The 19,922-nt window shown below is 73.5% G+C and carries 14 protein-coding genes; 7 read left to right on the top strand and 7 right to left on the bottom strand.

The features are described 5' to 3' along the window. Positions 1–129: 129 nt before the first annotated feature. Entirely contained in the window at positions 130–876 is a 747-nt protein-coding gene (locus tag ACZ573_RS09805; protein ID WP_471301469.1) for an ABC transporter ATP-binding protein, read from the bottom strand. A 196-nt stretch (positions 877–1,072) separates the two neighbouring features. On the opposite strand from ACZ573_RS09805, the gene ACZ573_RS09800 reads away from it, so the two are divergent. Genes ACZ573_RS09800 through ACZ573_RS09790 form a run of 3 tightly spaced genes read left to right on the top strand, consistent with a single transcriptional unit; the run spans position 1,073 to position 8,237 of the window. Beyond that, on the top strand, positions 1,073–4,363 hold the full coding sequence (locus tag ACZ573_RS09800) for an FtsX-like permease family protein (RefSeq protein ID WP_471301466.1): 3,291 nt from the start codon (positions 1,073–1,075) through the stop codon (positions 4,361–4,363). After that, a complete protein-coding gene (locus ACZ573_RS09795) occupies positions 4,360–7,251 on the top strand; it encodes a hypothetical protein (RefSeq protein WP_471301463.1) in 2,892 nt (963 codons plus the stop codon). Before ACZ573_RS09800 ends, ACZ573_RS09795 begins: the two co-directional genes overlap by 4 nt. After that, positions 7,248–8,237, top strand: a complete 990-nt coding sequence (locus ACZ573_RS09790; RefSeq protein WP_471301460.1) for an ABC transporter ATP-binding protein — start codon at positions 7,248–7,250, stop codon at positions 8,235–8,237. The genes ACZ573_RS09795 and ACZ573_RS09790 overlap by 4 nt, the downstream gene beginning before the upstream one ends. Before the next feature lie 66 nt (positions 8,238–8,303). Here ACZ573_RS09790 and ACZ573_RS09785 read toward each other — a convergent pair whose 3' ends face one another. Then, positions 8,304–8,663 (bottom strand): hypothetical protein, encoded by a 360-nt coding sequence (locus ACZ573_RS09785; RefSeq protein ID WP_471301458.1) that lies wholly within the window; start codon positions 8,661–8,663, stop codon positions 8,304–8,306. Between the two features lie 214 nt (positions 8,664–8,877). Beyond that, on the bottom strand, positions 8,878–9,864 hold the full coding sequence (locus tag ACZ573_RS09780; protein ID WP_471301456.1) for a hypothetical protein: 987 nt from the start codon (positions 9,862–9,864) through the stop codon (positions 8,878–8,880). A gap of 576 nt (positions 9,865–10,440) precedes the next feature. Between ACZ573_RS09780 and ACZ573_RS09775 the strand changes: the two genes are divergently transcribed. Further along, the gene (locus ACZ573_RS09775; RefSeq protein ID WP_471301453.1) at positions 10,441–12,582 is read left to right on the top strand and encodes a PIG-L family deacetylase; all 2,142 of its coding nucleotides are present in this window, start codon (positions 10,441–10,443) and stop codon (positions 12,580–12,582) included. Between the two features lie 204 nt (positions 12,583–12,786). Next, positions 12,787–13,233 carry a hypothetical protein gene (locus tag ACZ573_RS09770; RefSeq protein ID WP_471301451.1) on the top strand — a complete coding sequence of 149 codons (447 nt, stop codon included), beginning with the start codon at positions 12,787–12,789 and terminating at the stop codon, positions 13,231–13,233. A gap of 86 nt (positions 13,234–13,319) precedes the next feature. On the opposite strand, the gene ACZ573_RS09765 is transcribed toward ACZ573_RS09770, so the two are convergent. After that, entirely contained in the window at positions 13,320–14,798 is a 1,479-nt protein-coding gene (locus tag ACZ573_RS09765; protein ID WP_471301449.1) for a glycoside hydrolase family 15 protein, read from the bottom strand. 386 nt (positions 14,799–15,184) lie between these two features. Between ACZ573_RS09765 and ACZ573_RS09760 the strand changes: the two genes are divergently transcribed. Beyond that, on the top strand, positions 15,185–16,681 hold the full coding sequence (locus ACZ573_RS09760; protein WP_471301446.1) for a DUF6056 family protein: 1,497 nt from the start codon (positions 15,185–15,187) through the stop codon (positions 16,679–16,681). A gap of 21 nt (positions 16,682–16,702) precedes the next feature. Here ACZ573_RS09760 and ACZ573_RS09755 read toward each other — a convergent pair whose 3' ends face one another. From ACZ573_RS09755 to ACZ573_RS09745, 3 genes are all read right to left on the bottom strand, one after another. Continuing rightward, the gene (locus tag ACZ573_RS09755) at positions 16,703–17,194 is read right to left on the bottom strand and encodes a hypothetical protein (RefSeq protein WP_471301444.1); all 492 of its coding nucleotides are present in this window, start codon (positions 17,192–17,194) and stop codon (positions 16,703–16,705) included. 300 nt (positions 17,195–17,494) lie between these two features. Further along, entirely contained in the window at positions 17,495–17,722 is a 228-nt protein-coding gene (locus tag ACZ573_RS09750) for a hypothetical protein (RefSeq protein WP_471301441.1), read from the bottom strand. Positions 17,723–17,775: 53 nt separating this feature from the next. After that, positions 17,776–18,393 carry a TetR-like C-terminal domain-containing protein gene (locus tag ACZ573_RS09745; RefSeq protein ID WP_471301438.1) on the bottom strand — a complete coding sequence of 206 codons (618 nt, stop codon included), beginning with the start codon at positions 18,391–18,393 and terminating at the stop codon, positions 17,776–17,778. A gap of 65 nt (positions 18,394–18,458) precedes the next feature. On the opposite strand from ACZ573_RS09745, the gene ACZ573_RS09740 reads away from it, so the two are divergent. Then, positions 18,459–19,793, top strand: a complete 1,335-nt coding sequence (locus ACZ573_RS09740; protein WP_471301435.1) for an alpha/beta fold hydrolase — start codon at positions 18,459–18,461, stop codon at positions 19,791–19,793. Positions 19,794–19,922: the final 129 nt, after the last annotated feature.

Genomic DNA, 19,922 nt, shown 5'->3' with positions numbered 1-19,922 from the left:
CCCATCGTATGGTCGATCCTCCCGGACCGCTCCGGGACGACGCCGGCCGTGCGCTCCGGGTACCCACCCGGTCGCTGCTGGTCAACGCCCCGCGGCCGCTCGCGGACGTCACGTACGGATGTGCTCCGGTCACGCACCGGTATCGACGATGCGGCCGTCGCGCAGTTCCACGACCCGGTCGGCGAGTTCGATCAGGTTGGGGTCGTGGGTGGCGACGAGGATGGTCACCGACTCGCTGCGCACCACCGCGCGCAGCAGTTCCATGACCGAGCGGCCGGTCTCCGAGTCGAGCTGGCCCGTCGGCTCGTCCGCGATGATCAGGTCCGGGTCGTTGGCCAGGGCACGGGCCACCGCCACGCGCTGCTGCTGGCCGCCGGAGAGTTCGCCGGGCCGCTGTTCGGCGTGGTCCGCGAGCCCGACCAGGGCCAGCAGGGTCCGGGCGCGCTCCTCGCGCACCTTGGCGGGCACGCGCCGCAGCCGCATCGGGACGCCGACGTTCTCGGCCGCGGTCAGGACGGGTATCAGGCCGAAGGACTGGAAGACGAAGCCGATGCGGTCGCGGCGCAGGGCGAGCAGGCCCGGCTCGTCGAGGGTCGCCAGGTCGGTGCCGTCGAGGGTGATCCGGCCGCCGGTCGGGGTGTCGAGGCCGCCGACGAGGTTCAGCAGGGTGGTCTTGCCGGAGCCCGACCGGCCCCGGAGGGCGGTGAGTTCGCCGCGGCGGACCTCGAAGGACACGCCGCGCAGGGCGTGGACGGCCTGAGATCCGCTGCCGAAGCTGTGGTGCACGTCGTCGACGACCACGATCGCAGAGCCGTCGCCGTGGCGCCCGGTCCGCGTCGCGACCGTCGCTGTCGCCGTCGCCTGATGATCCCTCATCGTGTCCGTTCCCCCGTCGAGTTGTCCGCGCGGGGCGCCCGGCCCCTCGTCCCGCACCGTCTGTCGCTGCAGCTTTCTGATCGCATTTGCGCATCTGTCGCACCAATCACGCAAGCCCCTTCCCTCTATCGATCACATCTGAGAGCATCGTCCGCTATCCGGTACTGATGGTCCGGACGGGGGAGGATTACCACACGTGCTCGGCTTCGTCGTGCGCCGACTGCGCGGGCGATGGCCGCTCGCCGTCGCCGTGCTGCTCACCGTACTGATCACCGCGACCACACTGACCGCGCTGACGGCATTCACCCGTGGCGTGGGCGAGGAAGGGCTCCGGCGGGCCCTGACCGGGACGGCACAGTCCCGGACCACCGTCGTGATCACCAGCGGCCATCCCGCCGACTCCCGTGCCAAGGACGACGCGTCCGTACGGGCCTTCGCGGACGAGGTGTTCGGGCGGCTCCCGGTGGCATCCGAGAGCGTGGCCCGCAGCCGCTCGTACGGACTGCCCGGTGTCGCCGCCTCCGGCCGTGACGCCGACCTGACCCTGCTCGCCGCCTTCGGCAAGGACCACGTACAACTGCTCGCCGGTGCCTGGCCCGCGCCGGTCGCCGCGCCCCCGGCCGGCGGCGCCCCGGCCGCGCCGACCGAGGTGGCCGTGCCGCGCGCCGCGCTCGCCCGCCTCGGCCTGGCCGAGTCCGCGCTGCCCGCACCGGTCCGGCTGGACGACCGGTTCGGCGGGGCACCGCTGACTGTGCTGGTCACCGGCATCTACCGGGCCGCCGACCCGGACGCCGCGTACTGGCGGCTCGACCCCCTCGGCGGCCGCGAGGTCCAGGCCGACACCTTCGCCATCTACGGCCCGCTCCTGGTGGACGACAGCGCCTTCACCACCGGCGGCATCCCGCAGAACCACCGCCTCACGCTGCTCACCCCGGACCTGCGCACGGTCCGCGCCGCCGAGGCCGAGGCCGTCCGGACCGCGACCGACCCCGCGAGCGCCGCCCTCGAACGGGCCGACTCGCTGCGGACCGCCACCGAACTGCCCAAACTCCTGGCCGAGCTGAGCGCCGGCACGGTCGTCGCCCGCTCCACCCTGCTGATGGGCGCGCTCCAGCTCGCCGTCCTGTCGACTGCCGCCCTTCTCCTCGTCGCCCACATCCTGACCGTCCGCCAGGAACCGGAACGGGTCCTGCTCACCGCGCGCGGCGCCTCCCGCCGCCGCCTCGGCGCGCTCACCGCGACCGAGTCCCTGCTGCTCGCCCTGCCCGCGGCCGTCCTGGCACCCCTGCTCACACCGCCCCTGCTGCGCCTGTTCGGCCGGTTCGGACCGCTCGGGCGGGTCCACCTGGAGATCCCGGACACCTGGCTGGTCTGGCCGGTCGCCATCGGCTGCGCCCTGGCCTGCGTCCTGCTGACGACCCTGCCCTCCGTCCTGCGCGGAGCCTCTGCCGCCGTACTGCGCCGCGTGGGCAGGCGCCAGGCGCTGGTGACGGGAGCCGCCCGCTCCGGCCTCGACCTGGCCGTCGTGGTCCTCGCCGTCCTCGGCTACCAGCAGCTCTCGCAGTACGGCGGCACGGAGGCCCCCGCGTCAGGCGCCTCCGCAGGCGGCGGGCTCGGTGTCGACCCGGTCCTGGTCGTCGCTCCCGCCCTGGCCCTGTGCGGGGGCACGCTGCTGGTCCTGCGCCTGCTGCCGTTCGCGGCACGGGCCGGGGGACGGCTGGCGGCGCGCGGCCGGAGCCTGGGCCCCGCCCTGTTCGGCTGGCAGCTCGCCCGACGGCCCGGCCGGGCCGCCGGGCCCGTGCTGCTGCTCGTCCTCGCCGTCGCCAGCGGCATCCTGGCGCTCGGCCAGCACACCGGCTGGTCGGCGTCCCAGCGTGATCAGGCCGACTTCGCGACCGCGGGCGGACTGCGGATCTCCGGAAGCAGCATGTCCCCGATGGGGCAGGGCGGACGCTACGCGGCCCTGCCCGGCGGCGACCGCCTCGTACCGGTGGTACGCCGGGAGCAGAAGCTGCCGAACGGGAATCCCGCCGACATCGTCGCGCTGGACGCCGTCAAGGCGGCCGAACGGGTCCCGCTGCGCGCGGACCTGCGCGGCGGGCACGGCATGCGCGAGCTGTTCACCCCGCTCGCCGCCGGCGGCCCGGGCGCCGCGGCCGCCCCCGCGAGCCCCGGTGTCGCCCTGCCCGGCTCCCCGCGCCGGATCGACCTGGACGTGTCGGTCCGGTCGTCCGGTACGAGCTGGGCCGCCGTGAGCCTGCTGCTGCGCGACCGGTTCGGGGTGACGTACGGGACGGCCTCGGTCACCCTGCCCCAGGGCGGCGACGTCACCCTCCCCTTCCTCCTCGACGCGCTGACCGGCGCCCCGGTCGGATCGGCGGCCACCCCGCTCACCCTGGCGGGGATACGCCTCTCGTACGCCGGCGACGGCGACAATCCGGGCGACGGCAGCGAACTGACCGTGCGCCGGATCGGCGTCTCCGACACCGCGGGCGGCGCCGCCACGGGCGTCACCGCACCCGCTGACGCCGCCGGCTGGCGGACCTCGCTCCCGCAGGGGGCGAGCGCCAAGAGGGCCCCCGAACCGATCCCGGTCCCGGCCGGCTCCACGGACCTGCTGCGGCTGCGCTACTGGGGCGGTTTCGGCACCCTGCAGGGCGTCACCACCGTGGTGTTCCCGGCGCCCGCCGCGCCGGCCCCCACCGCCGTCCCCGCGGTCGCCACCACCCGCTACCTGCGGTCCCTGGGCGCCTCCGTGGGCGACACGGTCCCCGTCACGCTGGACGGCGCCAGTATCCCGATGCGGATCACCGGCTCCGTGGACTCCCTCCCCGTGGCCGGCCGCTCGGCCCTCGCCGTCGACCTGCACGTGCTCGGCCGGTTCCTGCTGGAGTCGGTCGGCCAGCAACCGGCCTCGCCCACCGAGTGGTGGCTGCCCGCCGAATCGGCCGCCGACCCGGTCCCGGCCCGCGCGGCGGACAAGCTGCGCGAAGGCGCCCGGATCGAGCGCGTGCAACTGCGCGAGGAGATCACCGAGCAGCTGCTGGACGACCCGCTGAGCGCCGGCCCGCAGAGTGCCCTGGCCGCCCTCGCCGCCGCCTGCGCGGTCCTGGCTGCCATCGGTTTCGCGACCTCCACCGCCGCCGAACGACGCGTACGCGGACGGGAGTTCTCGGTCCTGCTCGCACTCGGCACCCCGCGCCGCTCGCTGGCTCTCGCCTCCGCCGCCGAGGGCGGGGTGCTGATCGTCATCGGGTCCGCGGTCGGGGCCGGGCTGGGTGTCGCCCTCGTCCATCTGATGGCGCCCCTGGTCGTGCTGACACCCGCCGCCGGGCGGCCGTTCCCGCCCGTACAAGTGGACATGCCGTTCTGGCAGACCGTGCTCACGGTCGCCGCCATCGCAGCCGTCCCCTTGCTGTCGGCCGCACTCAGCGGCCCCCGGGGCCGCGACATCGCCGCCCGGCTGCGTCCCGTGGAGGAGATGTGACCACCCCGCCGTCCGCCACCCCGCCCTCGTCCGCCCCGGCGTCCGCGACCGCGCCCTCGTCCACCGCGCCGCGGCCCGCGCCGTGGGTGAGGACCCGGCTGCGGGCGGCGCCACTGGGCACCCTGCTCGGCGCCGCGCTGGCCTTCGTCGCCGTTCTGCTGGCCGCCGCGCTGCCGCGGGCCCAGGACCGGGGCGCCGACCAGGCCCTGCGGTCCTTCCTGGAACGCAGCGCGGCCGGCAACACCAGCCTGCAGGTGACCGCGCCCTCCCCGGACAGCGGGCAGAGCGCCCAGGCCCTGGACGCCACGCTGGAGAAACTGCTCGGGCCGACCGGATCCACCTTCCGCGTGGACCCGGAGAAGACGGTCCACGGCGCGCGCACCACCAAGCGGCAGCTGCTGCTGAATCCCGAACTCGCCCGGCCCTCCGGCCTCCCGCCCAGCATGAACCTCCTGCACGTCCGCCAGGCGGAAGCCCACGTGAAGCTGGCGGAGGGGCACTGGCCGAGCAGCACACCCACGGCCCCCGCGCAGACCGTCCCCGGGGAGATGGCGCCCCTGCAGGTCGCCCTCTCGCAGAAGGCCGCCGCGACCCTCGGCGCCCGCGTCGGATCCGTCCTGAAGAGCGAGTCCCGGGTCGACGGCACACCGTCCGTCGAGGTCGTCGGCCTCTACACCGTCCTCGACGAGACCGACGACTTCTGGACGGACAACCTGGGGTGCCTCGCCCGCGCCTGCGAGCACTACTACAACGAGAGCCTCGCCTGGGACGTCGACGCCCTCGTCGGCACCGGGGACCTCGACCGGATGAGTACCTGGAGCCGCACCGCCGAGGATTTCTGGCGGCTGCCGGTGGACATCGGCCGGCTGCGGGCCGACCGGCTCGACGCGACGAGGAAGGACATCGCCTCGTACATCGCCGGGCCCACCGCCGCCACCCTCGCCCGCGAGACCGGCCGCGCACGGCTGCACACCACCTCATGGCTGCCCGAACGGTTCGAAGAAGCCCGCGCCCGTACCCAGGCCGCGGCGCCGCTCGCCGCGATCGGACCCGCCGGGGTCGGCGGCGTCGCCTTCGTCGTCCTGTGCCTGGCCGGCGCACTCGCGGCCGACCGCCGCGACGCCGAACTGCGGCTGCTGCTCGCGCGCGGCGGCTCGCGCGCCGCCATCGTCGGCCGGCTCCTCGGCGAGGGCGCCGTCACCGTACTCCCGGCGGCCGCGGCCGCCACCGCGCTCGCCGTCCTGCTGCTGCCCACCCCCCGGCTCGCGCCCGCACTGCTCTCGGCCGCGGCCGTCACCCTGCTCACCCTGCTGGCCTTCCCCGTACGGGCGGCCGTACTGCTGTCCCCGGCACGCCCGGCCGGGCGGTGGCGCAGGCCCGTGGCCGAACTCCTCGTCCTCGTCGCCACCGTCGCCGCCGTGGTGGAGGTCCGCCGCCGCGGAGTCGCCCCGCCCGGCAGCGACCTCGACCCGCTGCTGATCGCGGCCCCGCTGCTGCTCGCCCTGTGCGGGGGGCTGCTGCTGGCCCGGATCCAGCCTGTGGTCACCGGATGGCTCGCCCGGGCGGCCGGCCGCAGCTCCGGACTGGTCGGCTTCCTGGGGCTCGCGCGGGCCGCCCGCGGCCAGGCGACGACCGGCGGGCAGGCCCGCGGCCGCACCGGCCCCTCCGTCCTGCCCATGGTCGCGCTGCTCGTCGCCATCACCACGGGGGGATTCGGCGCCGCCGTGCTGCAGTCGGTGGACTCCTCCCGGCTGGGGGTGGCCCGGCTGACCGTCGGGGGCGACGCGGCGATCTCCGCATTCGGGAAGTCCCCGCTCCCGGCGGGGCTCGCGAAGGCCGCGGGCGAGCTGCCGGGCGTACGGACGTCCGTGCCGCTGTGGATCGACCACGACTCCTCCCTGCACGGCACCACCGTGAGATCCAGTCAGGTCACCGTGATCGTCGCCGAGCCGGCCACGTACGCGGAGCTGTCCCGGGTCCTCGGCTGCGGATCCTTCGACCCCGCCCTGCTGGCCACCGGCGCTGCGCCCTCTGCCGATGCCCCGGTGCCGGCGCTGTTCAGCGCGAGCCTGGCGAGGCAGGCAGAGAAGGGCGGCACGTACACGGTGCAGCCCGGCGACGGCGGGGAGCTGAAGGTACGGGTCGCGGGCATGGTCGACTGCACCCCGGCCCATCCGGCGCGGGACGCCGCGACCGTCGTCCTGCCGACAGGCGCCGCCACGGCCCTCATGGGCGGCGCCGACCACCCGAACCGGTGGCTCGGCCTCGGTGACGTCGACGGCGACCGGCTGCGCGAGCTGGTCCGCTCCAAGCTCCCGGCGCCGTCCGGGACTCCGGCCCCGGCGCCGGCCCCGATCCCGGGTTCCGGTTCCTCCGCGGGCCCGGCCCCGCTCGACGAGTCGTACCCCGTGCACACCAGCGCCGAGGCCGTCACCGCACTGGGCGCCGATCCGCTGCAGCGCTCCGCACAGCGCCTCTTCTGGGCCTCCATGGCCGCAGCGGCGGGCTTCGCCCTGCTGGCCGTCCTGCTGACGCTGGTGCGGACCGTCCCCGAACGCGCGGCGCTGCTGGCCCGGCTGCGCACCATGGGGCTGCGCCGCAGGCAGGGCGTGGCGCTGATCCTCGCCGAGACCCTCCCGCAGACCCTGGCCGCGACGCTGGGCGGGGCCCTGGTGGCGGCGGCCGCCGTGGCCCTGCTGGGCCCGGCGATGGACCTGTCCACGCTGGTCGGCGCGCACGTGCCGGACGGCGTGCAGCTGACGGCGGGGCCCGTACTGACCCAGGCCCTGGGCCTGGCCGCCCTGGTCGCCGCGGCTGTGTGCGCAGAGGCGGCGACATCCGGGCGACGGCAGATCACCACCGAGTTGAGAGCGGGAGACCAGCGTTGAACACCGACCAGCCGACGTACGAGGAGCTGCGCCGCCGGGCGACGGCCGCCGCCGAGCCGCGCACCCCGGCGGCCGACGCCGCGATCGCCTGCGACCGTCTGGTGCGGATCTTCAGCCAGGACGGCATCGAGGTACAGGCCCTCCAGGGGCTGGAGCTGACGGTCGAGCAGGGCGACCTGATGGCCCTCGTCGGCGCCTCCGGCAGCGGCAAGTCCACCCTCCTGAACATCCTGGCCGGCCTGGACGTCCCCACGGCCGGCAGCGCGGCGGTCGCCGGCTACGACCTGCTGGAACTGTCGGCGCGGGACCGGCTGCGCTACCGGCGCGAAGCGGTCGGGTTCGTCTTCCAGCAGACGGCCCGCAACCTGCTGCCGTTCCTGACGGCCGCCCAGAACGTCGCCCTGCCGATGCAGCTGAAGGGCGACAGCCCCCGCCGCGGCGCGGGCACACGCCGCGCGGCCAGGGTCGGGGACATCCTGGAGGCCCTCGGGATCGGCGACCTGGCGCACCGCCGCCCGGCGGAACTGTCCGGCGGCCAGCAACAGCGCGTCGCGATCGCCGTGGCGATGGCGAACGACCCCAAGGTGCTGCTCGCCGACGAACCCACGGGCGAACTGGACTCGGAGACGGCCGCATCGGTCTTCGAGACCTTCCGGACGGTGAACAAGGAACTCGGCGTGACGGTGGTCATCGTGACGCACGACCCGATGGTGGCGGGCGAGGTCCGCCGTACGGTGGCGATCCGCGACGGCCGCACCAGCAGCGAGGTCCTGCGCCGCCTGGTCACCGACGAGCACGGCGAGGAATCCATCAGCGAACGCGAGTACGTCGTCCTCGACCGCTCCGGGCGCGTCCAGCTCCCCCCGAAGTTCCTGGAGGCCCTGGGCATGGAACACCGCGTGGCGGTCGACCTGGCCCCGGACCACATCGAACTACGCCCGGACGGCGCCCACCAGGAGGTGTCCAGGCCGGCTCGGACGCCGTGACCACCGCCATCGCGGGATCACCGGCACCGGCTCGGCGCGGTCCCCCGACAGCAAGGCCTTCCCACGTCAGCGGAACTCGTGGACCACCTGGATCTCGCCGACCATGTGGGCGTTGAAGTCGTCCAGCTCCTCAGCCGGAACCCAGAGCTCGAGGATCGTCCGCCCGCCCGCCTGCTGAACGGGATATCGGCTCAAGAACTCCGAATCGACTTCGAAACGAGTGACGAAGCCGGCGCCATCGTGCTTCACGTTCCAGTCCCGCGCGATCCTGATCGCATAGTCCTCGTTGAGGACCGGGTAGAAGATCGGCTGCTCGGGCAGCCTGGGCGGCCAGGCACGCCAGTTCAGCTCCCGCACCAGATCCAGCTCCTTGGGGCCGGTGGGGCGCCACAGGGTCGTCGTCGCCTGCTGGCTGGTCATCCGCATCGCTCTCTTGACGTGGTCCGTCTGTACGGCGGGCCGGGAGACCGGACGCTACCGGCACCTCAGGGCCGCCGGCTACGCAGTTTCCGTACCGCGGGCCCAAGGTGGCGAGCACCGCTGCGAGCCCGACCGGCAGCGCCAGGGACGCGTTACGCCGTCGACCGCGAACTCGGCCTCGAATACCGGCCCTGCCCCGTATGGAGCGGATCGGCAGCGGTCACTGCGGTGCGGCGGCTCCGGAGTCCGGTGACTGCTGGAGGCCGGACGCGTCGACCGCCTCGAAGTCCGAGCCCTTGAGTCCCTTGAGCCCGTCGAGCTGCGCATTGTCCCAACCGGGGTGCTCCTCGCCGGTGATGTACCAGGGCGAGCCGTTGTCCGCGACGATGGCGCCGTACCTCTTGAGCGCGTCGGCCACGGCCTTGGCCTGCGGGGCCAGCCCCGAGGTGTCCACCGAGCTCTTGAGCCGCAGCCGCAGCCCCATCGGAGGCAGCGAGCTGTCCGCCGCCGAGCCCGCATGGTGCCTCGCGGGCCAGACGTAGCTCTGGTCGGAGCGGGGCACGGTGATACGGATCGCGTGGTCGATCCGCCCGCCGGCCGCCTCGTCGTAGCGCGCCAGGCCGGGGAGGATGGCGAGGCCGGCGGCATCGGCGGACGTCCATCCGTCGGGCCGCAGGGCGTTGGACCGCAGGTCGAAGATCGCACCCGAGCCGGCGTGCCAGGCATTGCCGGCCCGCCGCTCGGCGTCGAAGAGCTCGTAGGACTTGCACAGGGCCTTGTCCCAGACGACGACGTGCCGGTCCCCGTCGCTCTCCGGACCGTTCTCGATCCTGGCGTCCGGCGGGATCCGGTAGCCCGATGTCTCGCTCTCCTCGGGGTAGTCCAGGGACACCTCGGATTCCGGCACCGTGGTGTCCGAGACGGTGATGGGAATGCCGAAAGGCCGGCCTTCCACGAGCCCCGATCCGAAATCCGGATGGAGGGGCTCGGCCGAGCCGATCGAGGCGACGTACCGGTCGGACTTCGGGTGTACGGGCAGCTTGTCCACGGGGGCGTGCCAGAAACTGTCCGACGGTGCCGTGGGGCAGGAGGGTGCTTTCCCGCCGGGATCCGCCGCCCCGGACAGCAGGCAGGCGGCGGTCAGTGTGACGACGGTGGCGATGGCGGGGATTCCATTGCGCGAGCGCAATGCCGTGATGCGCTTCATTGGCATCGACCGTCCTGAGTGCCGGTCGAACGACTCGATCGACCTGCCCGAGCGGAATACCGAGAATTCACCGGTCCGGCTGGTCCGGCTGGTCCGGTTGGTCCGGCTGTTTCGGCGGTATCGGCCTTTCGGCCGCTTCCGTCCATGTTAATGCCGGGGATGTCGAGGCGCCTGAGTTCCGGGGGGCGCCTCATCGGCCGGTGAGAGCTGCGTCACTGCCGGCACCTGTCGCTGCCTGTGGGCCCGGACGTGTGGAATGCGCCACTTGTGGTGGTCGGTGGCGAAGGGCGTGGCGTGCTCGGCGGCCGTACCGGTCCCGCGCAACCCGCAGGTGGCCAGCGCATATACCGGTTCCAGTCTGTTTTCCGGACCAATCGCGCATGTATTGATAAATCGGGCAAATCGGCTTTTCCTTCCACAACTCCCTTTACGGTCATATGCGACTTGATGGTGTGTCAGCCCCGAACGTGCGAGCCATAATCGGCCCCGGTCGTCTCCGGAAGCAATGGAGCCATCGGGACACCGATCGACCTCCAGGCGGATCGCCGCACCGGACCGACCCACAAGGCGCTGTACATGTCCCTGGCCCGCCGCACCCGACTCGCGGCCCTGCTCGCCGCGCTCTCCGTCGGCACCGCCGGCGTGACGGCCTGGGCCTACGGACACGGGACCGAGCACCCGCAGGTGGCCCCCGAGGTACTGGTCTCCCCGAGCGTGACCGAGGGCTCCGCCCTCCAGGTCGTCGCGCACCCCGACGACGACCTCTTCTTCATGAACCCCGACCTCAGCCGCTCCATATCGACGGGCATCAAGGTCACCACCGTCTACCTGACCTCCGGCGAGTCCGACGGCAGGAACGAGGCCCACAGCCCGCACCTGCAGGACGCCGCCGGCCCCGCCGACCGCGCCGCCTACGCGGAGGCCCGGCAGAACGGCATACGCGCCGCCTACGCGCAGATGGCCACCGGGGACCGCGCCAGCGCCTGGCAGCGCAAGTCCGTACCCACCGCAGGTGGCGGCAGCGCCGAGGTGGACGTCCTCGTCGCCCGGCCCCAGGTCAATCTCGTATGGATGCAGCTGCGCGAAGCCCGCAGCATCTCCGGGGACAATCCCGAGAGCCTCCGTGGCCTGTGGGACGGCCGGACCCCCGCCCTGGGTGCCCAGCTGACCTCCGGGACCCCGGTCAAGGACTGGTTCTCCTACACCAAGGACCAGGCCGTCGCCGCCATCGCCGGGGTGTTCGAGGCGTACCGGCCGACGACGATACGGACCCAGGACCCGACCCCCGGCCGGGCGGAGGGCGGCGGCGCGTTCCTCGACCACCAGGACCACATCTACGGCGCCCGCTTCGTGCAGGCCGCCGCCGAGCGCTACGCCAAGACCACGGCCCGGCCGCACTTCTCGGTCCAGAACTACGTGAGCTACCCGAACAGCTCACTGCCCCCCACGCTCGACCCGCAGACGGCCGAGGAGAAGCTCGGCTACCTCAAGACCTACGCCTGGACCGACCACCAGGACTGGTGCGGCAGCCCCGCCGGCTGCGGCGACCGCAAGACCGCGACCCGGCCCACCGGCGCCGGCTGGAGCCAGACCATCCGTTACAGCCGCGGTGACGGCACCTCCTGGATGACCGAGGGCGTCTCCGGACGGCTGTGGGCCTTCGCCGCGCTGGACGGCCGTATGGCGTACTGGTCGCGCAGCGGCCCGCAGGCCCTCTGGCAGGGCCCCGAGTTCCTGCCCGGCGGCGGCATCGACTCCGGGGCGGCGGCCGTCCGCCTCTGGGACGGCCGCATCGGCGTGTTCGCCACCCGCACCACGCTGGGCGCGACGCCCCAGGAGTACGGCCGGGAGATCGTCTACGCCGTCCAGAACACGGTCGACGGCGGATTCGGCCCGTGGCAGTCGCTGGGCACCCCGGACACCGTGGACAGGTCCGGCACCTCGGCGATCAGCGGGCCGTCCGTCGCCGTGGACCCCGAGGGCCGGATGACGGTGTACGTCCGCGACTCCCGCAGGACGCTGCGAGCCCGGGCACAGGAGACCCCGGGCGGCGACTTCGGCGCGTGGCAGGCCCTGGGCGGCGCCGGCCTCCAGGGCGATCCGGTCACCGCGACCGACGCGTCGGGGCGGCGCCACGTGTACGCGGCCACCGCCGGATCCGTACTGGCCTGGGTCCAGCCGGCACCGGAAGCCCCGTTCGGCGACCCCGTCCCGACCGGGCTGCCCCAGACCACGGGCGCGCTCTCGGTGCGCCCCGAGGGCGACGGCGTCCGCCTGTTCTTCCGCCGGCCCGGTATCGGCACCGTCGCCACGAGCCTGGCCCGCGCGGACGGGGCCACGCCGGAGTTCTCCCCGGTCGCCGAGGCCGGCGGCCTGGGCGGCTACGGCGCCGTGGGCATCGCGGGCGACCTCCTCGCGGGCAGGGCGGGCGCGGGCACCGTCGGCGTGGCGGCCACCGACGGGCCGCAGCCCTGGCAGGAGTCCCAGATGCTGTACACGGGAGCCCCGGCCGGTGTGGCCGAGGGGGCCGGTACGGCCGTCGCCGCGGCGCTCGGCCTGGACGCCGACCTGCACGTCATCACGACGGTCCCCGCCGGCGGAGCCACGCCGCCCGGCAGCCGGGCCCCCGCCCCGTGGCACCGGGCCGTCCAGCCCTGGACGCTCGCGCAGGCCGGCCGCCCGGGCCCGACCCCCGCCGGGGGACAGCCCCCTCGGTGACCGGCGCCGCGGCGTTCGCCCGCGGCCCCGGCGCACCCGGGCCGCCCGGTGGCAGGGCGGATGCGGGCGGGCGAGGATGTCAGCCAGACCACCTCGCGCAGCCAGGGCGGCCGCACGCAGCCGCACTCGGACCAACGGGCGATCGGGGCTTCCATGACCCCTCCTCTCCACTCGTGCCGACGCATGTGCACAGGACCCGGAACGATGCGCGCCCTCGCCGCCCTGGCCGCCTGCACGGCACTGGTGGCCGGATGCGGCAACGACACCGCGCCCGACTGGGGGTACCCGGAACTCGGGAAGACCCTCCGGTCGCTCTCCCGTGATCTCGACCGGGCCTGCGAGCGGACGGAGACCCCGGAGGGCTGCGCGGGGGACCTCGACCGGCTCGCGGCGCCGGCGGAACAGGCGTTCGCCCAGGTCCTGGAGCACAAGCTGCTCGATGCCGGCACCGTGGCGGCGATGAACGAACTGGACAGGGCGAGGGAGGCCCGCGCCGCCGCGGCGAAGGAGGCCCGGACCCGGCAGGATCCGCACCACCTTCCCCTCGCGCGCGCGGTGGCGGCCGAGAAGCTCGCGTACGAGCACCTGCTCGCCGAGCTGGAGCGCCTGCGCACCGCTCCTCCGCCCGGTGACGGAAGGGACCCGGTCTGAGGCGGTGGCCGCAGGCCGAAGGGCTGAGCGGGCTGAGCGGGCTGAAGGTCCGCGGTCCGCGGTCCGCGGTCTACGGAGCTTCGGCGCTACGGCGTGCGGGGTGGTGCGGGGAGCGCCCCGCCGTCGAGTGTCACCAGGGTGAGGACGACGATCGAGCCCGTCCAGGCCAAGGGTGCGACCGAGGAGGGCCGGCCCGCCCGGTCCACCTTCTCGGGTAGTTCCCCGAGCGCGTTCCGTTTGGCGAGGACCCAGTCCAGGACCTGCCGCGCCTTCGCCGGCTGCCCCGTGCCCGCCCATGCGAGAGCGAAGAAGGAGGTGCTGGGGGTCCAGGCGTTCGCACCCCAGGGCGCGGTCGGATCGTTCCCGGGGGTCAGTCCCCCGTTGGGCAGGAGCAGCGCCTTGTACGTGGTGTCCAGCGCCCGGGGCAGATCGGCCGGGGCCGTGTTGAACGGGGGTGCCATGAAGGCCACCGCGCTGTCCTGTCCGTGCTGTCCGTCGACGGTGCGCTGATAGCCGAGGGGGGCGAACTTCCGGGCGATCCCGGTGGAGAGCCGCCCGGCGGCGCCGGACCATCCGGCCGCGTCCTGCGGCCGGTCCAGTTCGCCGGCGAGGTGCGCGGCGGCGTTGAGCCCGGCGAGCAGGGGTGCGGCCGTACCGATGTTGGTGGTGGTCGTCATCACCTCCCAGTAGTCCGGGGAGGCCGGGGGCAGCCCGTCCGGCCCGAGGGAGGCCGCCGCGCGGTCCGCCGCCTTGCGGATCATCGGGTAGAGGGCGGTCAGCCGGGCGAGGCGGGTGGCGGGAGGCGCCGTCAGGTACCACTGCCAGGTGGCCCACGGCACCCAGCCGTTGGCGTCGAGCTGCCACCGTCTGCTGTCCGGCGGTCCGGATCCGTCGAGCTCCGTCCGCGCGTCCCAGGTGCCGTCCTTGCGCTGGGTCGCTGCGCTGTAGCGCAGGATCCGGTAGGCCTCGGCGTCGTGTCCGGTGTGCGCGAACGCGGCGGCGGCGAAGCTGGAGTCGCGCGGCCAGGAGTACATCCAGCCGGGAGACCAGCCCGCCGCCATGGCCCCGTTCGGCCGCAGCAGGGCGCGCATGGCCAACAGGGCCCGCTCCGCCGCCGCGCGCTCGGCCGGCGAACCGCCCGGCACCCGGCCGGCGGCCAGCCAGGCACGGCTCTCCGCGATCTGCAGACGGGCCGTCGGATCCTCCGGGGGCACCACGACCGACGCCGTCCGGCCGCCGGGGAGGTACCTCCACCGGCCGGACAGCAGCCGCAGCACGTGGCTCCGCTCGACGTACCGTGCGCCCCCGGCGACAGCAGGTGTGACCCCCTCGGCGGCGCCGGTGTTGAAGAGGAGCCCGACGGTGGGGGCGACGAGCATCGACAGGGGGGCGTAGCGGCCCTCGGCCTCGCCGTGGCTCTGATGTCCGAGGGGCCGGACGAAGAACACCGGCCGCCCTTCCTGGGAGGGACGGCCGACGGGGCTCCCCGCGACACACACGGGGAGGGCGACGCTCGCGAGGGACGCCGTGACGGCCGCCCAGCGGACGAGCCGGGCAGCATGCATCGCCACTCCTTCTGTCGGGCTTCCGTGCGCGCGGCCCCCGGGGCTCCCATCGTGGGCCGGATGTGCGGAGCCCGCCACGACACACCCGCCGCCCGGGTGACGGCAGGGGCAAGGGTCTGAAGAGGCCTCGCGTTCCCGCACGGAGCAACGGACGCGGTCAGGCACGCGGCAACGGACGGAGTAACAGGCGCGGCGACGGAGCAGCGGCCGCGGAAGGGGCGAAGGCGCCCGTGGCGCACGGCAGGAGGGCCGTCCGCCCGGTCCAGGCGGTCTCCTCGCGGATGCCGGTGGGCGGTGGAGCGTGCACATTGGTGTGACCGGAACCGGCAGGCGCACATCGGCCGCCGAAGTCGGTCCGGCCGCGCTTCGCTGCGAAGGACTGGTGGATGAGCACTGCTTCGACCGAGGGGAATCGCCGGTTCGTCCGCAGGCTCCTGCCGGTCGCGGGCGGCTCCCTGGTGGCGGCGGCCGGAGCCCTGATCGCCGTCGGCTGTTTCCTCGGCCTCTACGTCCGGCCCACCTCGGACGACTGGTGCGCCGCCTGGAAGTCCCGCGATCTGGGCGTCCTCGGCATCACGCACGACTTCTACTCCACCCAGAACGGCCGGATCACCAACGCCTTCCTGAGCGGCATCGTCTACGGCGACGGACTCGCCGGGACGAAGATCCTGCCGACCGTCATAGCCGTCGCCTTCACCGTCGGCCTGGTCCTGCTGGGGATCCGGTTCCTGCGGTGCCTCGGCGTGAAACCCCCGGTGCTGCTCCTGGTCGCCGCCGCCCTGGCCGTCCAGGCCGTGATCTACTACGGCGGCACGCGCAGCTATCAGGTCCTGCTGTGGGCACCGGCCACGATCTCCCACACCATCCCGAGCGTCATCGGAGTGTGGGCGCTGCTGCTGGGCATCTGGACCGTCCGCCAACCGCGGGCCGCCGTACGCGCGGGCGGCTTCGCCGCGGCGTTCCTCATCGGGTTCGCGATCGGCACCCTGAGCGAGTCGTTCTCCCTCGTCAGCGGCCTCCTCGCGGCCTGCGTGGCACTGCTGGCCGTGCCCCGCCTGGGGCTGGCGCGGACCTGGGATCCGTTCACCTGGTGCCTGCTCTGGTGCGCCGGGGTCGTCTGCGGGCTGGTCGTGCTCACCACGTCCCCCGGCGCCCGGTGGCGCCGTGCCCAGCAACCGCCCAAGGAGTCCATGCTCTCCGCGGGCGAACTCCGGGGCACCTACGAGGACTGGCTGCACATGTGGGACACCGTCACCGGCCAGTGGGCCTACCTCGGAGCCGCCGCCGTCGGCGTCCTGCTGGGCCTGGGGGCCGGCCTCGCGGCGCCCGTGCCCCCGCCGGGGAAACGGGAGTCGGGGCCGGCCGTCCCGCGGACGACGCTGGTCGCCCTGCTGTTGCTGCCGGTGCTCGTGGTGGTGCTGGGATCATTCGCGGTGGTGGTGGGGCTGCGCAGCGGCTACGGACCGAGCGGCTGGACGTACGCCCGCACCTGGACGAACTACCTCGTACCGATGGAACTGGCGCTGTGCGCCTACGGCGTCCTGCTCGGCGTGTGGGCCCGCCGGTACCTGGCGCGCCGGGGGGCCGCCGTGGCGCTGCCGGCGGCCGTCGTCGTCGCGGCCGGACTGACGCTGGCCTCGCTGGCCGTGCTCGTCCCGAGCGTCAAGCAGCTCACCACCGCCACGGTCACCCGCGCGGTGGCCTGGGACGCCCAGAACTCCCGCATCCGGACCGAGGCCGCGGCGGGTGCCACCGACCTCGGATACCGGCCCATGTACATCGGGAGCCTGGCCGAACCCTTCTTCACGTCCGACTACCGGCGGGACTGGGTCGCGGCCTGTGTCTCCAGCTGGTACGGCATCGAGCGGATCCACCGCCTCTGAGCACGGCCGTACGGGCTCAGCTCAGCCGCGCGGTACCGCACGGGCCAGGAAGTGACCGGCGCCGTCCTCGTACTCCTCCAGCCGCCAGCCCGTGGTTTGCAGCGCGCGGCGGAGGTTGCCCTCGGCGAGGAGGTCGTCCGGGTCGAGGGGGCGGCCGTGCCGGGCGGCCCCGGCGAACAGCGGGTCGGAGCCGGCGGCATGGGTGAGTTCCACCGGCGGGCGGCCGGGGGCGGGGTCGGGCCGGGTTCCCGGGGCGGCGCCCGCCTCCCGCACCAGCAGCCGGGTGCAGGGTTCCAGGGCCAGTACGGGCACCTCCGCGGCGAGGGCTTCCCGCAGGAGGGCCGGATCGGCGGCGCCGAGGACGATCAGGCCTTCGACCCCGGCGAGGTCGGCGGACGGGCCGGCATCGTCCGCGAGCGGGACGGTCCGGGAGGCCAGACCCGCTGCGGCGAGCACCCTGCTCACGGCGGGGAGAGCCTGCCCGGCCGCGCGCTGCATGACGACTACCGCCATACCCCCGTCCTTAGATTCGAGCTGATGTAGCTGTTCCATGCTGCATCTGCGCAAGCATGCCCACATGAAGTCCGCATATGCCAGATGCGCTCCGCTCCGTGAGACGGGCGGCCGGAACGCGGCGGAGGCGGAGGCGGCGGCGGGGTGCGGCGCAGCGGCCGGCCGGAACGCAAAGAGGCCCCACGTGCCGAACACCGCGATCGGCATGCAGGGGCCGCTTTTGCCGGTGCTCCCCCTGGCGGCGAGAGCCGCTCGACCGCCGCGGCGGGCAGCCGGCTCCGGGTTTCTGGGCGCTGGGCCTCAGAAGGAGACGACGGGGGAGAGCCGCAGGGCTTCCAGGGAGCCGGGCGTGGTCAGGTGCTCACCTGGCTCGCCCCACTGGTGCGGACGAGGATCCCGGCCAGTGGGGAGCGTCCGGAACGCGATCGCGAGGAGCGCGGGCAGGGCCGGAGCGGCGCTCTCAAAGGGGCTCCGACCGATGGCCGGCCGCAGCTGGTTGACCTTGGCGTGCCGGTCCTCACCGACCACGCACCACTGTTGCAACCAGGATCGGGAGAGCCCAGATACCGGCCCTGATTCTGTCACCGAGCGAGTTCGGCTTGGCGAAGACTGCGGAACACCTCCGCAGTCGTCCATCCGCGCAGCGTGGCGTGAATCGACGAGCGGAATGTGGCCTCGGCCGTAGTGGCGTCGAGGGCCCCGGCCAGTTCGAGCGTCACGAGCCCGTGCAGGGTGGCCCAGATCGACAGGGCGATCGCCGTTGCGTCGCCAGCGAGGACGGACGCCGTCAAGGCGCGATCGATCGCCGCGAGGAGCGGACGGATCGGGTCACTGGCGCCGGCCTCCCCCGACGGGTCGAAGGTCTGCACACCACCGAACAGCACCGTGTACAGGTGGCTGTGTTCGCGCCCCCAACGACGGTAGGCGACGGCCAGGGCGTAGAGGTCGGCGAGAGGGTCCGCGGAGGTCTGCGCCGCCGACAGGTCCTGGAACAGGCCGGCGACGGCTCTGTCGCGCACCGCACCGATCAGCCCGTCCTTACCACCGAACAAGGAATACACCGCCGTGGTCGACGCCTCGGCAGCAGCGGCCACGGCGCGGACCGTGAGCAACTCCCGCGGACGGGTGGCGAGCATCTCGGTCGCGCACACCACAAGCCGCTCTTTGACAGCCTCGTCGTTTGTTCTCGGCCTACCCACGACCAGCAGCCTACCCTCTCTGATAACGTCGTTTTGAAACAGCGTTCTGAAACTGGGGGTCCGCCGTGCCCACGTCCGCGATACGTCTTGTCCGCTTCATCGGACGCTTACTGCTGGCCCTGGCCGCCGTAGCGATGCTGGTCGTCGTCTTTCTCGCACTGATCGTCCTCACAGACGGGGCAGGCTCGGGGCTCGCCGCATGGTTGACGACCCTTGGAGTCGGGGCTGTCCTCGCCACGTGGCGGGGTCGGTGCCGCACTTGGCCGGCGCGGCTCGTGCCGTTCCTGCCGGTGGTTGTCGCGGCAGCATTGACGGCGGCGGTCTGCGTTCCGACCGTGCCGACGGCGCGTCGGTACCCGTCCGCCCTGCCGTTCGGGACTACGCAGCACTGGAGCCTGTCCACAGGCAGCCGGGTCGCGGTGTATCACTACCCGCCGGCGAACCCCGGCACCCGGCATCCCATTCCGTTCGTGTACCTCAACGGCGGACCGGTCCGTGGCATCTCGGTGCTCGACCACCAGTTCCTGCAACTGCTGGCACGCCAGGGCTACGACGTCTACGCCTATGAACAGGCCGGTGGCGGACGAAGCGACCTGCTCCCCATGGGCCAGTACACGATCTCCAGGTCGGTCCGCGACCTCGCCGCCTTCATCGACCGCCTGGACAAGGGCAAGGTCGACATCCTCGGATTCTCCTCAGGCGGGGCCGTGCTCACCCGGGCCCTGGCCGACCCGAGCGTTGCCGCACGCTTGCACCGGGCGATCATCGCCGAGCCCGGCCCCATGGACGGCCCCACCGCGCACATCACCGGGCACAAGGGCCGAAGATCTGCACGGGACCTCGCGCCGGCCATCACCGGACCGCGATCGACGCACGTCCCCCGGTACGCCGTGGCATTCGGCCTCATGCGACTCGGAATCCTCAGCCCCGCCACCGGACTGATCGGACAGGCCGAAGGTGACAACGCCTTCACCGCCGCCGACCTCGGCAGCGACACCGCATCCGCCTACTGCGCGCGCGACGCGCGCCGCATCCCCGCTGAGGACACCGCACAGAACTTTTCCTTCAGCCCCGCCGCCAGTCTCCGCATCCAGCAGACGGTCAAGGACTCGCCCTCCATCGCACCGCATCTGCGCCAGTCCCGGACCCCCGCGATGCTGATGATCGCCGAGTGCTCCTCACAGGTCCGTCAATGGGCGACCGCCATCCTTGCCAATGACCCCGCCATCCAACGTACCCAGTACATGCCCGGAGTCGGACACCACATGTGGAACGGCCTCGACGACAACAACGACCGAGCCGCCGCCGTCATCACTGCGTTCCTTCAGGACAAGCCGGCACCCCTGCCGAACTCCCCGGCCCGCGACGAGATCCCTACCTTCTTGCGCGACCACAAATGAAGAGGTTGCAGCCCGTCACCGGCAACGGCGGGCGAACCCTCGAAGCCGTCCGGGCCCTGCGCCAAGTACAGCCAAGGACGACCTCTTAGAACTCCTAACAGAATGGGCCGACCCTGCGATCCACGCGGT

The sequence above is a fragment of the Streptomyces sp. NPDC040545 genome, from assembly GCF_055595065.1.
This window is presented reverse-complemented; position numbering and strand designations above follow the sequence as displayed.